This window comes from Rhizobium sp. HT1-10 (genome assembly GCF_049472505.1).
GTDB lineage: Bacteria > Pseudomonadota > Alphaproteobacteria > Rhizobiales > Rhizobiaceae > Rhizobium.
Map to the genome: position 1 here is coordinate 416,748 of NZ_JBCEBQ010000001.1, position 16,367 is coordinate 433,114.

At 64.9% G+C, this 16,367-nt stretch carries 12 protein-coding genes and 1 tRNA gene; 8 read left to right on the forward strand and 5 right to left on the reverse strand.

Annotated elements, in window-relative coordinates:
- Positions 1-553: 553 nt before the first annotated feature.
- Both VH564_RS02040 and VH564_RS02045 read left to right on the forward strand, forming a co-directional pair.
- Positions 554-1,249: a DsbA family protein gene (locus tag VH564_RS02040; RefSeq protein WP_423338158.1), complete on the forward strand. Its 696-nt coding sequence runs from the start codon at positions 554-556 to the stop codon at positions 1,247-1,249.
- A gap of 564 nt (positions 1,250-1,813) precedes the next feature.
- On the forward strand, positions 1,814-5,272 hold the full coding sequence (locus tag VH564_RS02045; RefSeq protein ID WP_423338159.1) for a chromosome segregation SMC family protein: 3,459 nt from the start codon (positions 1,814-1,816) through the stop codon (positions 5,270-5,272).
- Between the two features lie 90 nt (positions 5,273-5,362).
- On the opposite strand, the gene VH564_RS02050 is transcribed toward VH564_RS02045, so the two are convergent.
- Complete coding sequence (locus VH564_RS02050; protein ID WP_423338160.1) at positions 5,363-6,055, reverse strand: helix-turn-helix transcriptional regulator; 693 nt, start codon at positions 6,053-6,055, stop codon at positions 5,363-5,365.
- Between the two features lie 123 nt (positions 6,056-6,178).
- On the opposite strand from VH564_RS02050, the gene VH564_RS02055 reads away from it, so the two are divergent.
- Positions 6,179-6,814, forward strand: coding sequence for a LysE family translocator (locus tag VH564_RS02055; RefSeq protein WP_423338161.1), 636 nt, complete (start codon positions 6,179-6,181; stop codon positions 6,812-6,814).
- 453 nt (positions 6,815-7,267) lie between these two features.
- On the opposite strand, the gene VH564_RS02060 is transcribed toward VH564_RS02055, so the two are convergent.
- On the reverse strand, positions 7,268-7,693 hold the full coding sequence (locus VH564_RS02060; RefSeq protein WP_423338162.1) for a hypothetical protein: 426 nt from the start codon (positions 7,691-7,693) through the stop codon (positions 7,268-7,270).
- 366 nt (positions 7,694-8,059) lie between these two features.
- On the opposite strand from VH564_RS02060, the gene ppdK reads away from it, so the two are divergent.
- Both ppdK and VH564_RS02070 read left to right on the forward strand, forming a co-directional pair.
- Positions 8,060-10,726: a pyruvate, phosphate dikinase gene (gene ppdK, locus VH564_RS02065; protein ID WP_423338163.1), complete on the forward strand. Its 2,667-nt coding sequence runs from the start codon at positions 8,060-8,062 to the stop codon at positions 10,724-10,726.
- A gap of 181 nt (positions 10,727-10,907) precedes the next feature.
- On the forward strand, positions 10,908-11,828 hold the full coding sequence (locus VH564_RS02070; protein WP_423338164.1) for a DUF1499 domain-containing protein: 921 nt from the start codon (positions 10,908-10,910) through the stop codon (positions 11,826-11,828).
- 3 nt (positions 11,829-11,831) lie between these two features.
- Here VH564_RS02070 and VH564_RS02075 read toward each other — a convergent pair whose 3' ends face one another.
- Together VH564_RS02075 and VH564_RS02080 are read right to left on the reverse strand one after the other, a co-directional pair.
- Positions 11,832-12,287 carry a thiol-disulfide oxidoreductase DCC family protein gene (locus tag VH564_RS02075; protein ID WP_423338165.1) on the reverse strand — a complete coding sequence of 152 codons (456 nt, stop codon included), beginning with the start codon at positions 12,285-12,287 and terminating at the stop codon, positions 11,832-11,834.
- A 39-nt stretch (positions 12,288-12,326) separates the two neighbouring features.
- Positions 12,327-13,238, reverse strand: a complete 912-nt coding sequence (locus tag VH564_RS02080) for an MBL fold metallo-hydrolase (protein ID WP_423338166.1) — start codon at positions 13,236-13,238, stop codon at positions 12,327-12,329.
- A 186-nt stretch (positions 13,239-13,424) separates the two neighbouring features.
- Here VH564_RS02080 and VH564_RS02085 point away from each other — a divergent pair.
- Positions 13,425-13,499 (forward strand) — tRNA-Gln (locus VH564_RS02085).
- 120 nt (positions 13,500-13,619) lie between these two features.
- Positions 13,620-14,669 carry a D-alanyl-D-alanine carboxypeptidase family protein gene (locus VH564_RS02090; RefSeq protein WP_423338167.1) on the forward strand — a complete coding sequence of 350 codons (1,050 nt, stop codon included), beginning with the start codon at positions 13,620-13,622 and terminating at the stop codon, positions 14,667-14,669.
- 90 nt (positions 14,670-14,759) lie between these two features.
- Here VH564_RS02090 and VH564_RS02095 read toward each other — a convergent pair whose 3' ends face one another.
- On the reverse strand, positions 14,760-15,464 hold the full coding sequence (locus VH564_RS02095; RefSeq protein WP_423338168.1) for a dihydrofolate reductase family protein: 705 nt from the start codon (positions 15,462-15,464) through the stop codon (positions 14,760-14,762).
- Between the two features lie 290 nt (positions 15,465-15,754).
- Between VH564_RS02095 and VH564_RS02100 the strand changes: the two genes are divergently transcribed.
- On the forward strand, positions 15,755-16,357 hold the full coding sequence (locus VH564_RS02100) for a hypothetical protein (RefSeq protein WP_423338169.1): 603 nt from the start codon (positions 15,755-15,757) through the stop codon (positions 16,355-16,357).
- Positions 16,358-16,367 lie beyond the last annotated feature (10 nt).

The window sequence follows — 16,367 nt, forward strand, 5'->3', positions numbered from 1 at the left end:
AGGAGCACGACCGCAAAACTGCTGGTTCAACAGCTTCATTTTATAGCCAGACATCGTGGGAGCTGGTTTCGCGCTGATGCAGCGAAGCCTCTCGAATGTCTCGAGATGACCGCGCTCCCGATTTCCGGGATGATCTCGCCCCCCGTCTGGTGGGGTTGTCAGGCTGCGGTTGTTGTCAGTCCATTGAGCGGAGGTGTCAAGCAATTGGGGAGGAGTTTCGGCTCGGAGGCGCTGCGCAAATTGACGCGGTGGGCGTTGCTGAATGAGGCTACCCAGAATGACTTCAGCCGAAATGGGTCTCCTGTCGCGCTATGCGGACACCGTAGGCAGGCTCGTGATGAGGATTGATCGATGCCGCTGCGGTAGCCTGCCCGACGGCCGATGGCCTGTGCGTCACGAAATGACGGCGTATCCATGACCGGGAGTTCGCCCCGTCCCCTCCATCTGCTGCTCTCACAATTCTTTGAAGAAAGTTCCGTTACCCCGCCTTGTTCGCGGCGCAGAGCCGTTATATCGCAGTATCAACAAGAGTTTCTCTCAAAACGGGTGATATATGCCGATGTCCGACATGCTTCTGACCAAACGCCATCTTCTCGGCGGTGCCGCGCTGGGTGCTCTCGCCATGGCGGTGGCCGCGACCGGAGCCGGCAATGCCTTCGCCGCGACCGCGCCAACCCAGGAAGGCACGGTCGACATGGCCCAGGCCCTGCAGCCCGGCAAGTCGCCGGACATGGCGGTCGGCGATCCGAACGCCAAGGTCAAGATCATCGAATACATGTCGACGACCTGCCCGCATTGCGCCCATTTCGCCGCCACCACCTTCGATGCGATCAAGACCAAGTATATCGATACGGGCAAGGTCTATTTCATCATCCGCGAATTCCCGATTGCCAGCCAGGACCAGGATCCGGCCGCCTACGCCGCCTTCATGCTGGTGCGCTGCGCCCCGAACGGTCCTTCCGTGCCGCTTCTGGAGACTTTCATGAAGCAGCAGATGCAGTGGGCCGGTCCCGCGGTCACCGATGTGCGCGCCTCGCTGCTGCAAATCTCCAAAATTGCCGGTTTTACACAGGACAGCTTCGAAGCCTGCTTGAACAACGGCGCACTTGTGGATGATATAAACGCCGTGCGGGCTCGCGGCGTCACTTTCGGCGTCAACGGCACTCCCACCTTCCTGATCAACGGGAAGCGTTACTCCGGGGACATGTCGGTTGAATCTATGTCGACCATCATCGACAGCATGCTCTGACCCGCGCCACGTTTTCATGACGGGCGGCGGTAGCAGTGCTGCGCCCGTCGTTTATTGCGCTAGGGGACTGCTCTCGAGGCGGGGCCATGGCCGTTGGCCACGCGTTGGGACTCCCCCCTTCGGCCGGCCTGTTTCCTCCCCTCATTCCTGTGCTCGTCACAGGAATCCAGCCAAGGCGCGTCTGCGCCTTGAGGGGACTTTCTCGCAGCCAAATGACCTCCCGCGCCCACGGACGTGGGCGCACTGGATTCCTGTGACGAGCACAGGAAAGAGGAAGGAGAGTGGGTCGCTCTCCCTGCACGTCTGCGGCCTGTGGCGGCCACGGGTTGGAGAGCCACCGTTCAGCCGCGCCGTTTCCTCCCCTCATTCCTGTGCTCGTCACAGGAATCCAGCCAAGGCGCGTCTGCGCCTTGATAGGACTCTCCCACAATCGCAAAGCCACCTCTCGCGCCCAAGGACTTGGGCGCACTGGATTCCTGTGACGAGCACAGGAATGAGGGAGGAGAGTGGGTCGCCCTCCCTGCACGTCTCCGGCAGAGGCGGGTGCTTCACCCCGGCCGCCCGATGAAATTCAACAAGCTTCGCCTTGTCGGCTTCAAGTCCTTCGTCGAACCGTCCGAATTCGTCATCGAGGGCGGCTTGACGGGTGTTGTCGGCCCGAACGGCTGCGGCAAGTCCAATCTTGTCGAGGCCCTTCGCTGGGTGATGGGCGAGAATTCCTACAAGAACATGCGCGCCTCAGGCATGGACGACGTGATCTTCTCCGGCTCCGGTCACCGCCCGGCGCGCAACACGGCGGAAGTGGCGCTCTATCTCGACAACGCAGACCGTACCGCGCCTGCCGCCTTCAACGATAGCGACGAGATCCAGATCACCCGCCGCATCGAGCGCGAGCAGGGCTCCGTCTACCGCATCAACGGCAAGGAAGCCCGCGCCAAGGATGTGCAGCTGCTGTTTGCCGACGCTTCCACCGGCGCCCGCTCGCCATCGATGGTGGGCCAGGGCCGGATCGGCGAGCTGATCCAGGCAAAACCCCAGGCGCGCCGCCAGCTGCTGGAAGAGGCCGCCGGCATTTCCGGCCTGCATTCCCGCCGCCATGAAGCCGAGCTCAGGCTGCGCGCCGCCGAGACCAATCTCGAACGCCTGGACGACGTCACGACCCAGCTCGACAGCCAGATCGAGAGCCTCAAGCGCCAGGCCCGCCAGGCCAATCGCTTCAAGATGCTGTCGGCCGATATCCGCGCCCGCGAGGCGCTGCTCTTACATATCCGCTGGGTCCAGGCCAAGCAGGCGGAGGGCGAGGGCGAAAGCGCGCTCAACCAGGCAACCAACATCGTCGTCGAAAAGGCGCAGGCGCAGATGGAAGCGGCAAAGGCGCAGGCCATCGCCAGCCTGAAGATGCCGGAGCTGCGCGAGGCCGAGGCCAAGGCCGCCGCCGGCCTACAGCGTCTGCAGATCGCCCGCACCCAGCTCGAGGAAGACGTCGGTCGCATCCTGCGCCGTCGCGATGAGCTGATGCGCCGGCTGGCCCAGCTCGGCGAGGATATCCGCCGCGAGGAGCAGCTGGTGGTCGACAACGCCGCCATCCTCGACCGTCTCGATGCGGAAGAGGCGGAGCTGTCCGAAATACTGGGCGATTCCGGCCGATTTTCCGAGGAAAGCCGTGCTGGCTTTGAGGCCGCCGCCGCGACGCTCGCCGAAAGCGAAGGACTGTTTGCCCGGCTGACGGCGGAACGCGCAGAGGCCGCTGCCGTGCGCAACCAGCTGGAGCGCGCCATTCGCGATCTCGGCGACCGCAAGATGCGGCTCGAGCGGCAGATGGCCGAGGCAAACGGCGAGCTTGCAGCCATCGGCGAGAAGATGGCAAGCCTGCCGGATCCGGACGAACGGCGCGAGCAGGTGGAGGCGGCCGAAATCGGTGTCGAGGATGCCGAGGAGGCCGCCCAGGTTGTCGAAGCGGCGCTGGCCAAGGCCCGCAGCACAGAGGCCATGGCCCGCCCGCCGGTGGATCAGGCCCGCACCCGCCTCAATGCTCTTGAAACCGAGGCCCGCACCATCGCCCGCATGCTCGACGGCGGCGCCGCTGCCGGTGGCTTCCCGCCGGTGGCCGACGATATCAGCGTCGATCGTGGGTTCGAGACGGCGCTGGGGGCAGCCCTTGGGGATGACCTCGACACGCCGCTCGATCCGGGGGCGCCTGCCCACTGGTCGGATAACGGCGACGGCTCCGAAGATCCCGAACTGCCGGAAGGTGCCGTGCCGCTGACGGCCCATGTCGGCGCGCCGCCGGCCCTGAACCGCCGCCTGCGCCAGATCGGCCTCGTCGACGGCGGCGATGCCGTACGTTTGATGGCGGTGCTGAAACCGGGCCAACGGCTGGTCACCCGCGAAGGTGCCGTGTTCCGCTGGGACGGCCATATCACCGGCGCCGATGCGCCGAGCGCCGCAGCCCTGAGGCTTGCCCAGAGAAACAGGCTCACCGAGCTGCAGGCAGAAGTCGAGCTTGCCGCCGATATCCTTACAGAGGCCGAGGAGCAGCTGGCGCGTGCCGGGGAGGCGATCCGGGCCGAAGAGCGCCGCCTGATTGAGGCCCGCGAGCGCAGCCGCATTCTGGCCCGCCAGCTGACCGAAGCCCGCGAGGCGCTGGCCGCAGCCGAGCGCGCCTCCGGCGATCTCATGCGCCGTCGCGACGTGCTCAACGAGGCGGCCAGCCAGTTGCGGACCCAGATCGAGGACCTCGCCATCCAGGACGAGAATGCCCGCATCGAGATCGAGGATGCACCGGACCTCACCCTGATAGACGAACAACTGCGCGACCAGCAGGCTGCGGTTGCCACCGATCGCGGCGCGCTGGCCGAGGCGCGCGCCCGCTACGAGGGGCTGAACCGCGAAAACGAGGCCCGCCAGCGCCGCCTGCTGGCGATCGGGCAGGAGCGTGAGACCTGGCGGCAGCGGGTCGCGAGCGCCGATGGCCACATCCAGACGCTGCGCGACCGCGAATCCGAGGCCCGCGAGGAGGCCGCCGAACTGGAGATGGCGCCCGACGAATTCGACGACAAGCGCCGGGCGCTGATGAGCGAGCTCTCGAAGATGGAAGAGGTGAGGCGGGGTGCCGCCGACCGGCTGGCAGAGGCCGATATCGTCCAGCGCGAGGCCGACAAGAAGGCGACGACCGCGCTCTCGGAACTCGCCGAAAGCCGTGAGCAACGTGGTAGGGCCGAGGAGCGGCTGGTGTCGGCGCGCGAAAGGCGGTTGGAAGCCGAAGCCCGCATCCGCGAGGCACTCAACGTCGACCCGCACGAGGCTTTGCGTATCGCCGGCAATCCGGCAAAGACCGAACCGGACTTGCGCGAGGTCGAGCGCGAACTGGACCGGCTGAAGATCGAGCGCGAGCGGCTCGGCGCCGTCAACCTGCGCGCCGAAGAGGAGAGCAAGGAACTCAGCGACAAGCTGGCAGCGCTCATCAAGGAGCGCGACGACATCATCGATGCCATCCGCAAGCTGCGCGGCGCGATCCAGAGCCTCAATCGCGAAGGCCGCGAGCGACTGATCGCCGCCTTCGACATCGTCAACGTCCAGTTCCAGCGCCTCTTCACTCACCTTTTCGGCGGCGGCACGGCCGAGCTGCAGCTGATCGAATCCGACGACCCGCTCGAGGCCGGCCTCGAAATCCTTGCCCGCCCGCCCGGCAAGAAGCCGCAGACCATGACGCTGCTGTCGGGCGGCGAGCAGGCGCTGACGGCGATGGCGCTGATCTTTGCCGTCTTCCTCACCAATCCGGCGCCGATCTGCGTGCTCGACGAAGTCGATGCGCCGCTCGACGACCACAATGTCGAGCGCTACTGCAACCTGATGGACGAGATGTCGGCCTCGACCGACACCCGCTTCGTCGTCATCACCCACAATCCCATCACCATGGCCCGCATGGACCGCCTGTTCGGCGTCACCATGGCCGAGCAGGGCGTCTCGCAACTGGTCTCCGTCGACCTGCAGACAGCGGAACGGTTGCGCGAAAGCGCCTGAGCCAAGGGCTGGCCTGCGTTCCCACCGCTGCGGATTGCCGGGCGGACCGGCCGGCGCGACAAGAGTTCGAGAGACCTGAGAAGCGAACCGTCATGGTTCACGCTGCGGCGTCCAACCGGCGATCCAGAGCGCCCGCAGCCGATCTCCATCATTTTCGAAGTGGTCTCCCGTCGGGCTGCAGCGCGCCACGCGGTCGGCCCGGAAGTTGCGGATGGCCTGGCGCAATTCACACCATCCGACGATGACGGCGACCTCGGCGTAGTAGATCAGCGCGAGCGGCCGGATCGTCCGGGTGGTCGTCGTGTGATGTTCGTCGCGATAGTCGATCGCCAGCTTTTCTTCATCGCGGATGGCACGCCGGACAAGCGCGAAGTCGGCAGCCTCGGGGACGGGGGCAGTGGTGCCCCATGCATGCAGCGCCTGTGACGACAGGGCGTGACGCATCGGCATGGGAACAGCGGCTGCAATCTTGGCGACCACCTGTGCGGAAGCCTTGCGGAGTTCCAGGTCGCCAGTCCGCTCGATCAGCGCCATCCCGAGCACGATGGCTTCGGTTTCCTCGACGGAGAACATCAGCGGCGGCAGGTGAAACCCTGGCCTGAGGATATAGCCGATCCCGCGTTCGCCCTCGATCGGCACGCGCATGGCCTGGAGGGCGGCGATATCGCGGTAGATCGAGCGTTGCGTCACCTCCAGCCGCGTTCCCATCGCGGCCGCAGTCACGGGCGATCTGGCGAGCCGCAGGATCTGGATGATTTCAAACAGTCTCGACGCCTTGCGCATCCCGATCGCCCCATCACAACTGACACATCGCTGTCAGTTGCTCCTCTGTATAGCACGCAGCAACACCCTGACAGCCGCTGATATTGCGGTGATCGCGGGCGAACGGCACGAGGCGCAACTGACATGACCTACGATCAAAATCTCTGGCTATTTTTCATCCTGCTGACAGGCATTATCGCTGTTCCCGGCATGGACATGGTCTTTGTGCTTGCCAATGCGCTTACGGGCGGACGACGGGCAGGCCTTGCGGCAACGTTCGGCATGATGGCTGGCGGTCTCTGCCACACGGTGTTCGGCACCATCGCCGTGGTCGGTCTGAGCAGGCTGCTTCCGGCTGTTTCAGGACCGATGCTGATGATCGGCTCGGCCTACATGATCTGGATCGGAATTTCGCTGATGCGCAGCGCCATCGTGGTCGACCGGATCGAGGGACCCGGGACCTCCTCTTTGGTAAAGGTGTGTCTGCAGGCGATCGTCACCTGCCTCCTCAATCCAAAGGCATGGCTTTTCATTCTCGCGGTCTATCCGCAGTTCATGAAGCCGATCTATGGCCCGCTATGGTCGCAAGCGGTTGTCATGGGCGTCATGACGATGCTTGTGCAATTTGTCATCTATGGCGGGCTTGCTTCGGCTGCGGCGCTCGCGCGCGATAACCTCGTCTCAAATCCCCGCGTGACGATATGGCTGGGCCGAGCCACAGGCATCTGCCTTGCCGCCATCGCGTCCTCGATGCTGGTGGCGGGATGGCGGGCGCTTTGAATAGAGCCCGCCACGCCCCGCAGCGGAGCGTTTCCAGCGATTGAAGGACTACGAGGAGAGGACATGGCCGAAAGGGCGCCTCGGCGGTCTCCGTGGGCGGCCAGCCCCGCGAACGCGTCCACGAGAGCGCTTAAGATGCTCGCTCATTTGACGTGCAGCCCTCCCATGGAACCCTTTTGCCGATGAACCGTTATCTATCCAGCAGTTGACCTCTGCTTCAATCAACCGGTTCCCCCCTAGCCGGTCGCAAAAGCCTTCCAGAAACGGTAAAGCGTTCTGGGAGGCTTTTTCATGCGTATGCTACCGGCTCACCCTGTGCCAACTAACTCGGCACGCGCGACCTACGCAATGACGGCGACCCTGTCCGGAAAGAAGCTCTCAACAAAAGACACCGCCAGACACGTCGGCGGTGTTCGAAGCGCATTTACCGGACCATAGGCCGGACGGTATCGCTCAGTATTGGTCGTCGTCGGAGCGGGCAGAGGCGCCACCGCCGAGCTTGTCGATGATCTGCATCAGCGTATCGGCGCAGACCTTCGTCGGTTCATCGTCTGCACATTTGACGTCGATCTTGGTGCGGCCATCCTCGATCCGGAAGTGGGCAGCCTTCGAGGGCGGCGGTGGGCGGTGGTGGCCGCGCATGCCGTCTTCGCGAGGGCCGGGAGGCGGGGGTGGCGGAGCATCGCGGCCCGGCATGGGCGCGGGCGGCGTTTCGTTGGCCTCGTTCATCACCTCAGGCACGACCGAGTGCGGCGGCGGGTTCACCTTTTCCTGGGCCGCCGGTGGCGCAGGCGGAGCCGGCTGCGGCGCGGCAGTCTGGGCGAAAGCCGATGTCGTCAGGGCGGCGACGGCTAATCCAGTCACTATGAGAGACTTCATGGGTTTTCCTCGTGTTGATCGCATCTCCTAAACACCGGGTAAGGCTGTTTCGTTCGAGGTTGCAGACGATTTATCTTGAGCCGACCTGCTTGTTCAGCACGCCCCTGCAGTATGGGGATATTGGCAGAATGCAGATGTCTTAGCAGCATCCGGGCCCCGATTTTGGCGAGAAGCGCCGTGTAGAATGTCCCACGAGCATCATTCTCGACCATTTGGCCGCTATGCTATAGCCTCGCCAGCAAGAGAGAGGCGGTCAACCATCCCCCGAACCTCTGATAATCCTACCGCACTGCAACATTCCGCCGCATTTGTCGCCTTTCAATTCCCCCGCAATCGATTACCATCGGCCTTCAAGGGGCGTAAGCAATGGTGAAGTGGGTCTATACATTCGGCGACGGCAAGGCGGAGGGCCGGGCTGGCGAGCTAGAGTTTCTGGGCGGCAAGGGTGCCAATCTGGCAGAGATGTGCAACCTCGGCCTTCCGGTGCCCCCGGGCCTGACCATCGTCACCAGTGCCTGCGGTCTCTACCTCGGCAATGGTCGTCAACTCCCCGACGACCTGAAGCTCCAGGTCATGGCTGGCCTCGAGCATATGGAAGCCATCGCCGGCCGCCGTTTCGGCAGCGCCGAGCGACCGCTGCTCGTCTCCGTCCGCTCCGGTTCGCGCGCCTCGATGCCCGGCATGATGGATACGGTCCTCAATCTCGGCCTCAACGACCAGGCCGTCGAGGCGCTTTCCGCCGATAGCGGCGATCCGCGCTTTGCCTGGGACAGCTACCGCCGCTTCATCCAGATGTATGCCGATGTCGTCATGGGCGTCGACAACGAGGTTTTCGAGGAAATCCTTGAGGACGAGAAGGGCAGGCTCGGGCACGAGGTCGATACCGACCTCACCGCCGGCGAATGGCAGCAGGTCGTGCTCCGCTACAAGGAGGTCATCGAGGACGATTTCGGCAAGGTCTTTCCGCAGGAGCCCGAGGTGCAGCTCTGGGGCGCCATCGGCGCGGTTTTTGCCAGCTGGATGAACCCGCGCGCCGCTACCTATCGGCTGCTGCACAATATCCCGGAGGCCTGGGGCACCGCCGTCACCATCCAGGCTATGGTCTTCGGCAATCTCGGCAATGAATCCGCCACCGGCGTTGCCTTTACCCGCAATCCCTCGACCGGCGAGAAAGCGCTTTACGGCGAGTTCCTGGTCAAGGCGCAAGGGGAGGATGTCGTCGCCGGCATCCGTACGCCGCAAAGCCTGACCGAGGCCGGCCGCATCGCGTCGGGCTCCGACCGTCCGTCGATGGAAAAGCTGATGCCCGAGACCTTCTCGAGCTTCACACGCATCTGCGACCGGCTCGAGGCCCATTACCGCGACATGCAGGACATCGAGTTCACCATCGAGCGCGGCAAGCTGTGGATGCTGCAGACGCGGGTTGCCAAGCGCACCACCCAGGCGGCAATGAAGGTCGCCGTCGACATGGTGGACGAGGGCGTCATCGGCGAGGAGGATGCCGTCGCCCGCATCGATCCCGCCTCGCTCGACCAGCTGCTGCATCCAACCATCGATCCGCGTGTCTACCGCGAGGTGGTCGGCAACGGCCTGCCGGCCTCGCCGGGGGCCGCCACCGGCGCCATCGTCTTTTCCGCCGACGAGGCCGTGGCCGCCAAGGCGGAGGGCCGCAAGGTCATCCTCGTGCGGGTCGAGACCAGCCCCGAGGATATCCATGGCATGCATGCGGCGGAGGGGATCTTGACCACCCGCGGCGGCATGACCAGCCATGCGGCGGTCGTCGCCCGCGGTATGGGCATCCCCTGCGTCGTCGGCGCCGGCAATCTGCGCCTCGATGTCCGCAACGAGCGGCTGATCGGCCCGAGCGTCACCTTCGGGCGCGGCGATGTCATCACCATCGACGGCTCGGCCGGCCATGTCGTCAAGGGCGCGGTGCCGATGACCCAGCCGGCGCTGTCGGGCGATTTCGCCCGCATCATGGCCTGGGCCGACCGTACCCGCCGGATGACCGTGCGCACCAATGCCGATACGCCCGCCGATGCCCGCGCCGCCCGCGCCTTCGGCGCCGAGGGCATCGGTCTCTGCCGTACCGAGCACATGTTCTTCGAGGGCGACCGTATCCATGTGATGCGCGAGATGATCCTTGCCGAAAACGAGGCCGGCCGCCGCACGGCGCTCGACAAGCTGCTGCCGATGCAGCGCTCCGACTTCACCGAGCTGTTTGCCATCATGCACGGCATGCCGGTCACCATCCGCCTGCTCGACCCGCCGCTGCACGAATTCCTGCCGAAGACCGATGCCGAGATATCGGAGGTGGCGGCGGCCATGGACATGCCGGAAACAGCGCTGCGCCAGCGGGTCGACGCGCTGCACGAGTTCAACCCCATGCTCGGCCATCGCGGCTGCCGCCTGGCGATCTCCCATCCCGAGATTGTCGAGATGCAGGCGCGCGCCATCTTCGAGGCCGCCGTTGCCGCCGCCCGCGCCACGGGAGCCGCCGTCGTGCCCGAGATCATGGTGCCGCTGGTCGGCCTCAAATCCGAACTCGATTACGTCAAGGCCCGCATCGATGCCATCGCCACGGCGGTCATGGCCGAGGCGGGCATGACCATCGATTATCTCGTCGGCACCATGATCGAATTGCCGCGCGCCGCCCTTCGCGCCCATGTCATTGCCGAAGCCGCCGAATTCTTCTCCTTCGGCACCAACGACCTGACGCAGACCACCTTCGGCATATCGCGCGACGATGCCGCCGCCTTCATCCCGACCTATCAGCGCAAGGGCATCATCGAGCGCGATCCCTTCATCTCGCTGGATCTGGATGGCGTCGGCGAACTGATACAGATCGCCACCGAGCGCGGCCGGCGCACCCGCAACGACATGAAGCTCGGCATCTGCGGCGAACATGGCGGCGACCCGACGTCCATCCACTTCTGCGAATCGATCGGCCTCGACTATGTTTCCTGCTCGCCCTTCCGCGTGCCGATCGCCCGCCTTGCCGCCGCCCAGGCGACGCTGAAGGCCCGGCTCTAAGAAAGTAGCCTCCACCCTGCGGTTCCCCGGCAGAACGGCTACCAGGCAGCCTTTCCCGGCCGTGGCGCGCCGGCGGCGCCGGCTGTCAACAACCGCAGGCAAGCCAGCCGTTTCGTTTTCACCGCTTCTGCTCTACACAGAGAAAGCCCTGCCTGCCCGGCACCGATCCGATGAGCCCTTGATGACTATTCGCTTTGATCGACCCCTGTCCCGTGCCGCCCGCCTTGGGCATCAGATGGCCGCTTTCGCGCTGGTGCTGTGCATCCTGGTGCTGCTCGGCCACCGCTTCGGGTCGTTGACGACACCTTACCTCGTGCTCTTTCTGCTGCTGTCTGCGGGCCTTGCCCTCATTGCCGTGCTGCTTGCCTTCGCGGGTCTCGTCCAGCTTTGGCGGTTCGGTGCGGTCGCCGGGGTCTCGGCGCTCAAGACGCTGGTCTATGCCGCCCTGCCGCTGGCGCTGCTGGGCTTCGCGGCGGAGCGCTACGTCACCCGACCGGCGCTCTTCGACGTGACGACGGATCTCGCCGATGCGCCGGCCTGGCTGGTCCCGCCTCGGCCTGAGAGGCTATGGCTGAGCCGCGATCCGACGATCTCCGACGCCACCCGCCAGGCCCAGAGCCTTGCCTACCCCGAACTGACCGGCCGACGCTACGAAGGCGCAATGGACCGTGTGCTGCTTGCCGTCAGAAAGGTCGCCCGCCAGCGGGGGATCGTTCTCGTCAAGGCGGAAGGCACTGAAGTACGTGACCCGACCATAGACGATCTGCCGGCCAAGCCGCAGCGCGGCGGCCCCATCGTCAGGGCACCGGATATCGGCCCCATCCCGATTCCGCGACCCGAGGCGACGCTGGAGGACAACGATCCCATCGCCGCCCTGATCCAGCGCGTCACCGACGTGACGCTGCAGGGCGAGACGCGCACAAAGATTTTCGGCCTGCCTCTGGATGTGGTGATCCGCCTGCATGAGGAGGCGGAGACGACGCTGGTCGACATCAGGGTCGCCTCGCGCTACGGCGCCCATGATCTCGGCGTCAGCGCTTCAGTCGCTGCGGCCTATCTGAAGGCGCTGGATGCCGAGCTCCTCGGCATCGTCGGCAATTGACCGTCAAGACAGGAAGCGGCCGCGCTCCTCTGCCGTCGGCAGATAGCAGCTGTCGCGCCGGCCGGCGATGAGCAAGCGGCGGCGGGCAATGAAGCCGTAGATCGCATCGCGCAGCGCCCCGGGGATGAGGCGAAGAATGCCGGCCATCGACCAGGGCAAGCCAAGCCCGGTCAGCATGCGGATCGTGCCGTCGGATTTGAAATAGGCGCGGCCGTGCGCGAGCAGCATGTTGGTCTCGTAGTCGCGCGTGTCGAGGCCGTAATGCCGGTAGAGCGCGTCGCCGAGCGGCGTCTGCGCTGCGATGAAGCGAAAGCGTTGCCGCCGATCCTGGCTAAGGACGAAACGGACCCAGGCGGAGCAGAAGACGCAGTGACCGTCGAAGACGATGATCGGTCGGCTGTCGTCGAAATCGGGGACCGCTTCATCGTCCCGATAGCTGAAGTCTCGCTGGCGTGGCATGCTCGTCCCCATCAGATGATTGTTGCGACCCAAGATCGATCAGGCCGGGCGGTAGGTGCCGTTCAGCGACGGAGGCCCGTCGGTTGCGACCGTCCCCTTGTCCACCAGATCCTCGAGATGTGCCAGCACGGAAAGTGCTGCGGCGCCATGCAGCCGTGCATCGGTGTCACGGTAGATTGCCCCAACCATCTCGAAGATCGATCGGTCGCCTGCCTTGATGCGCTCGAAGATCGCCCGCTCGCGCATCCGCCGGTGGGCGCGGAGGCCACGCATGAAGGCGGCGGGCTCGCGCACCGGGCCGCCATGGCCGGGCAGGAAGAGGCTGTCGTTTCGCGCCAGCATCCGCTCCAGCGAGGCCATGTAATCCGCCATCGAGCCATCGGGCGGCGCGACGATACTGGTCGCCCAGGCCATCACATGGTCGGCCGAAAACACGATGCCGGTGCCCTCGAGGGCAAAGCAGGCATGGTTGGCGCAATGGCCGGGCGTCAGCAGCGCCGTCAGCGAAAACCCGTCGCCGACGATGGTCTCGTCGTCGCCGATGGCGATATCGGGCACGAAATCCCGGTCGGCGCTTTCGTCGAAGGGGTTGGTCTCGCCCTTGTGCAGCGGCCGCGCCGCCCGGTGCGGCCCTTCGCCGACGGTGAGCGCCCCCGTCGCCTGCTGCAGCCGCCTTGAAAGCGGCGAGTGATCGCGATGGGTGTGGCTGACGAGGATGTGGCTGACCGAGCGGGTGCCGAGCGCTGCCATCAGCGCATCGAAATGTGCGTCGCCTTCCGGCCCTGGGTCGATCACCATCACCGATCCGCCGTGCCCGACGATATAGCTGTTGGTGCCATGAAAGGTGAAGGCGCTCGGATTGTTGACCGTCAGCCTTTCGACCCCCGGTGCTGCGGGCACGGCGCGGCCATAGGCCGGATCGAAGGAACGGTCGAAATTGGGGCTCGCCATGTCATTGCGCCTGGTTGTCGCCGAGGCAGGTGCCACGGGCAATCCGAAGATGGTCTCGCTCCCGCCCTAGCATAGCGCCCGGATGCGTCCATAAAAATATCGTGCTGCACAAAACTTAGTGATTGTGACGGGCGCCGTGCTTTGCTAATCAGGCCTCGGTTCGGCGGCAGCGTCGCCGGACCATGCTGGGGCGTCGCCAAGCGGTAAGGCAACGGCCTTTGATGCCGTCATACCCTGGTTCGAATCCAGGCGCCCCAGCCAATATTTGTCATCATCGCGACGTCCGCACATTTCCGTCAACACCTCTCATCGCCTTTCTCCGCCGCTTGTGCCGGGATCGCCTCTCGTGGCATGAGGGGATCCTTCTGAGGAGCCTGGTGCATGATGAAATTTCCAATGTCGGGGTGGTGGCAAAAAGCGGGGATGGTCTTTGCCTTCCTTTCCACCTCGGTGCCCGCTGGCGCGACGCCCGTGCTCGTGGTCGATACGGCCACGCGCCAGGTTCTCTATCAGGAGGACGCCGGCGTGCCGTGGTATCCGGCTTCGACGACGAAGCTGATGACAGCGCTCGTGGTTTTCGAAGCGCTTCGCTCCGGTGAAGTCACGCTTTCGACGCCCGTGACGATGACGCGCAATGCGACGAAGCAGGCCTTTCTCGAATCCGGCCTCACCTACGGCAGGACGATGACGCTGGAAGATGCGCTGTTTGCGGCGATCACCGCCTCGGCCAATGATGTCGCCGTTGCGCTGGCGGAGGCCGTTGCGCCGAATGAAGCGTCCTTCGTCGAGCGGATGAACAAGGAAGCCGTGCGCCTCGGCATGACAGGCACCCACTTTTCCAGTCCGAACGGGCTCTTCGACCGCAACAACTATACGACAGCGCGCGACTTAGCGATCCTCGGAATGGAAGTCGAGAAGCTGTTTCCCGAGTATCGGCGCTTCTTTGCGGCAACGGCTGTCGTCATCGACGGCAAGGAGATCAAGTCGAACAACGCGCTGCTGACCAGTTTCAGCGGCACGATCGGCATGAAGACCGGTTTTCTCTGCGCATCCGGCCGAAATTACGTGGGCCTTGCCACCCGAAACGGCCGAAGCGTCATGGTTGTTCTTATGGGAGCGACGACGGAGCGGGAGCGCAACGAGCGCTCCGCGCAATATCTGACCCAGGCATTCGAGGGGCGCTTCGCGGGCTCGGGTCCCGTCGACGGTGTGCAGAATCGCCGGGATGTCGCGCCCGAGGACATGCGCATCCGCCTCTGCACCCCGAAAGGCGCCGCCTATGAGGCAAGCCGCGATGCGCTCTATCCGATGGGCCTGCCTGGCCACGAAAGCTACCTGACGGACCATCTCCCCGAACAGGTTCACGAAGTCCGGACCTGGCCGGGTGCCGACACGGCCGATGTTCCCAAGCCCAGTCAGCGCCGTTCATAGGAGCAGCGCTGTCTTCGGAGAGGCATCAGGGCCGGTGGCTGATCAGGCGAACGCCTGCGCCCGATGATTCGGCCCTTTTAAACTGCAGCGTCATTCCGACGGCTTCTGAACCGCATAGCGCAGATGCACCGCGCCGTGGCCAAGGGGATCGCAGGAGATCAGCGACAGCTCGGCCTTGCCCGCCAGCCCTTCGTCGCCGAACTCGATGATCCTGTCGCTGTCGCGCTTGCCTTCCAGCGCCGGCGCGACGACGAAGCTGAGTTCGTCCACCAGGCCGGCCGCCATCAGCCTGCCGTTGACGTTGGCACCCCCCTCGAGAAGGATCGTGTCGATGGAAAGCTCTCGCCCCAGAAGGTCGAGCATCGCGCCGGTATCCATCTCGCTCGTTTGCGAAACCACGTAGGACACGCCGTCGGCCGCCAGTTCGGCCAGATGGCTGTCGGGGACGTCTGATCCAAGCAGCACCACGACATGGTCGCCATAGAGCGCGTCGCCGGAAAAATGCAACTTGGCCGAAGGGTCGAGCGCGATGGCGAAGCTCGCCGCATCAGGCTTGGCAAAATGGTGCGGCCGCCTGACGTCGAAGGGCCCGGAAGGCGGGTGCGCCTCGGCCTTGGAGATTTCGGCCATCGTCACCCGGCCGACCATCCATGCCTTGCCATTATGCGACTTGTGGAGCTGCTCGTAGAGCGCCGACCAGTCGGCGCGGCTGCCATCCGGGCTCTTGGTCCAGCGGCTCGGATGCAGGCTACCATCCGGCGATGTCATCATCAGGCAGATTACGCGCGGTCTCATCGGGCTCGATCCTCTTCGTTGTCTTCGTCAGGAGGCCATATAGGCGGCGCCGGCGCCGCGCAAAGGCTCGAGCGGGACACTTCCTCCTCCACTGCCCGACGCGCGGAGTGCGCCGATAGCCGAACAAGGGACGGCTGCCGTATCGAGCGCTCCGCTGGCACGACGCGATCTCGCAAGCCTCCATCTGCAACAAATCCTGACGATTCGCCCGCGAATGGCCTTAGTCCGACAAAATCGCTGCCGCAATCCTGGCGCTCAATGGCACCGATGCAGCGAACAAGGAGGTTCTGATGAGCCCGCAGTCGGAGACTTGGTACAGGACCGGAAGCGACATGATCGCAAGGGCCGCATTTTCGATCGTCATGTGCGGTGCGCTTGCGCTGGCAGCTTACGCCACTCACCAAGGCGCCGCGCCGCAACAGGCATCGGTGGCCAGCGTTGCTCCGAAGATTGCAACGGTGGTGGCGAGCTTCGAGGACAGTCCCGGCATCTCCCAGTCCCAGGCGGTGGTCGATGCGAGCCCGACTGCGAACCTCTTGCCGGCCACCATCCCGATCCCGATCGCCAGGGTCGCGGAAGCGCGGCCGGTCGCCGCCCGACACGCCTCGTCACCGGCACGGAAGCCTGTTCGCGAGCCGGTCGCGGAAGCGCCTGAAGTGGTCAGCTTCGAGAGCTGCCTGCCGGGCTGCGAAACGCAGGATCCATTGATCGTCGGTCGCGACGGCGCCGCGCCCGAGGGTGCCGTGATGTCAGATGCCGCCGTTGCGCCGATGGAGACGGTGAGCCTCGCAGAGCCGAGACAAGGGCTTGTCGGGATGGCGCTGCACGCCCCGCGCGCCGTCTATCAGACAGGCCGCCACGCCCTGGCAAGCCTGGTCGAAACGGCATTCTAAGGCAGGAAGA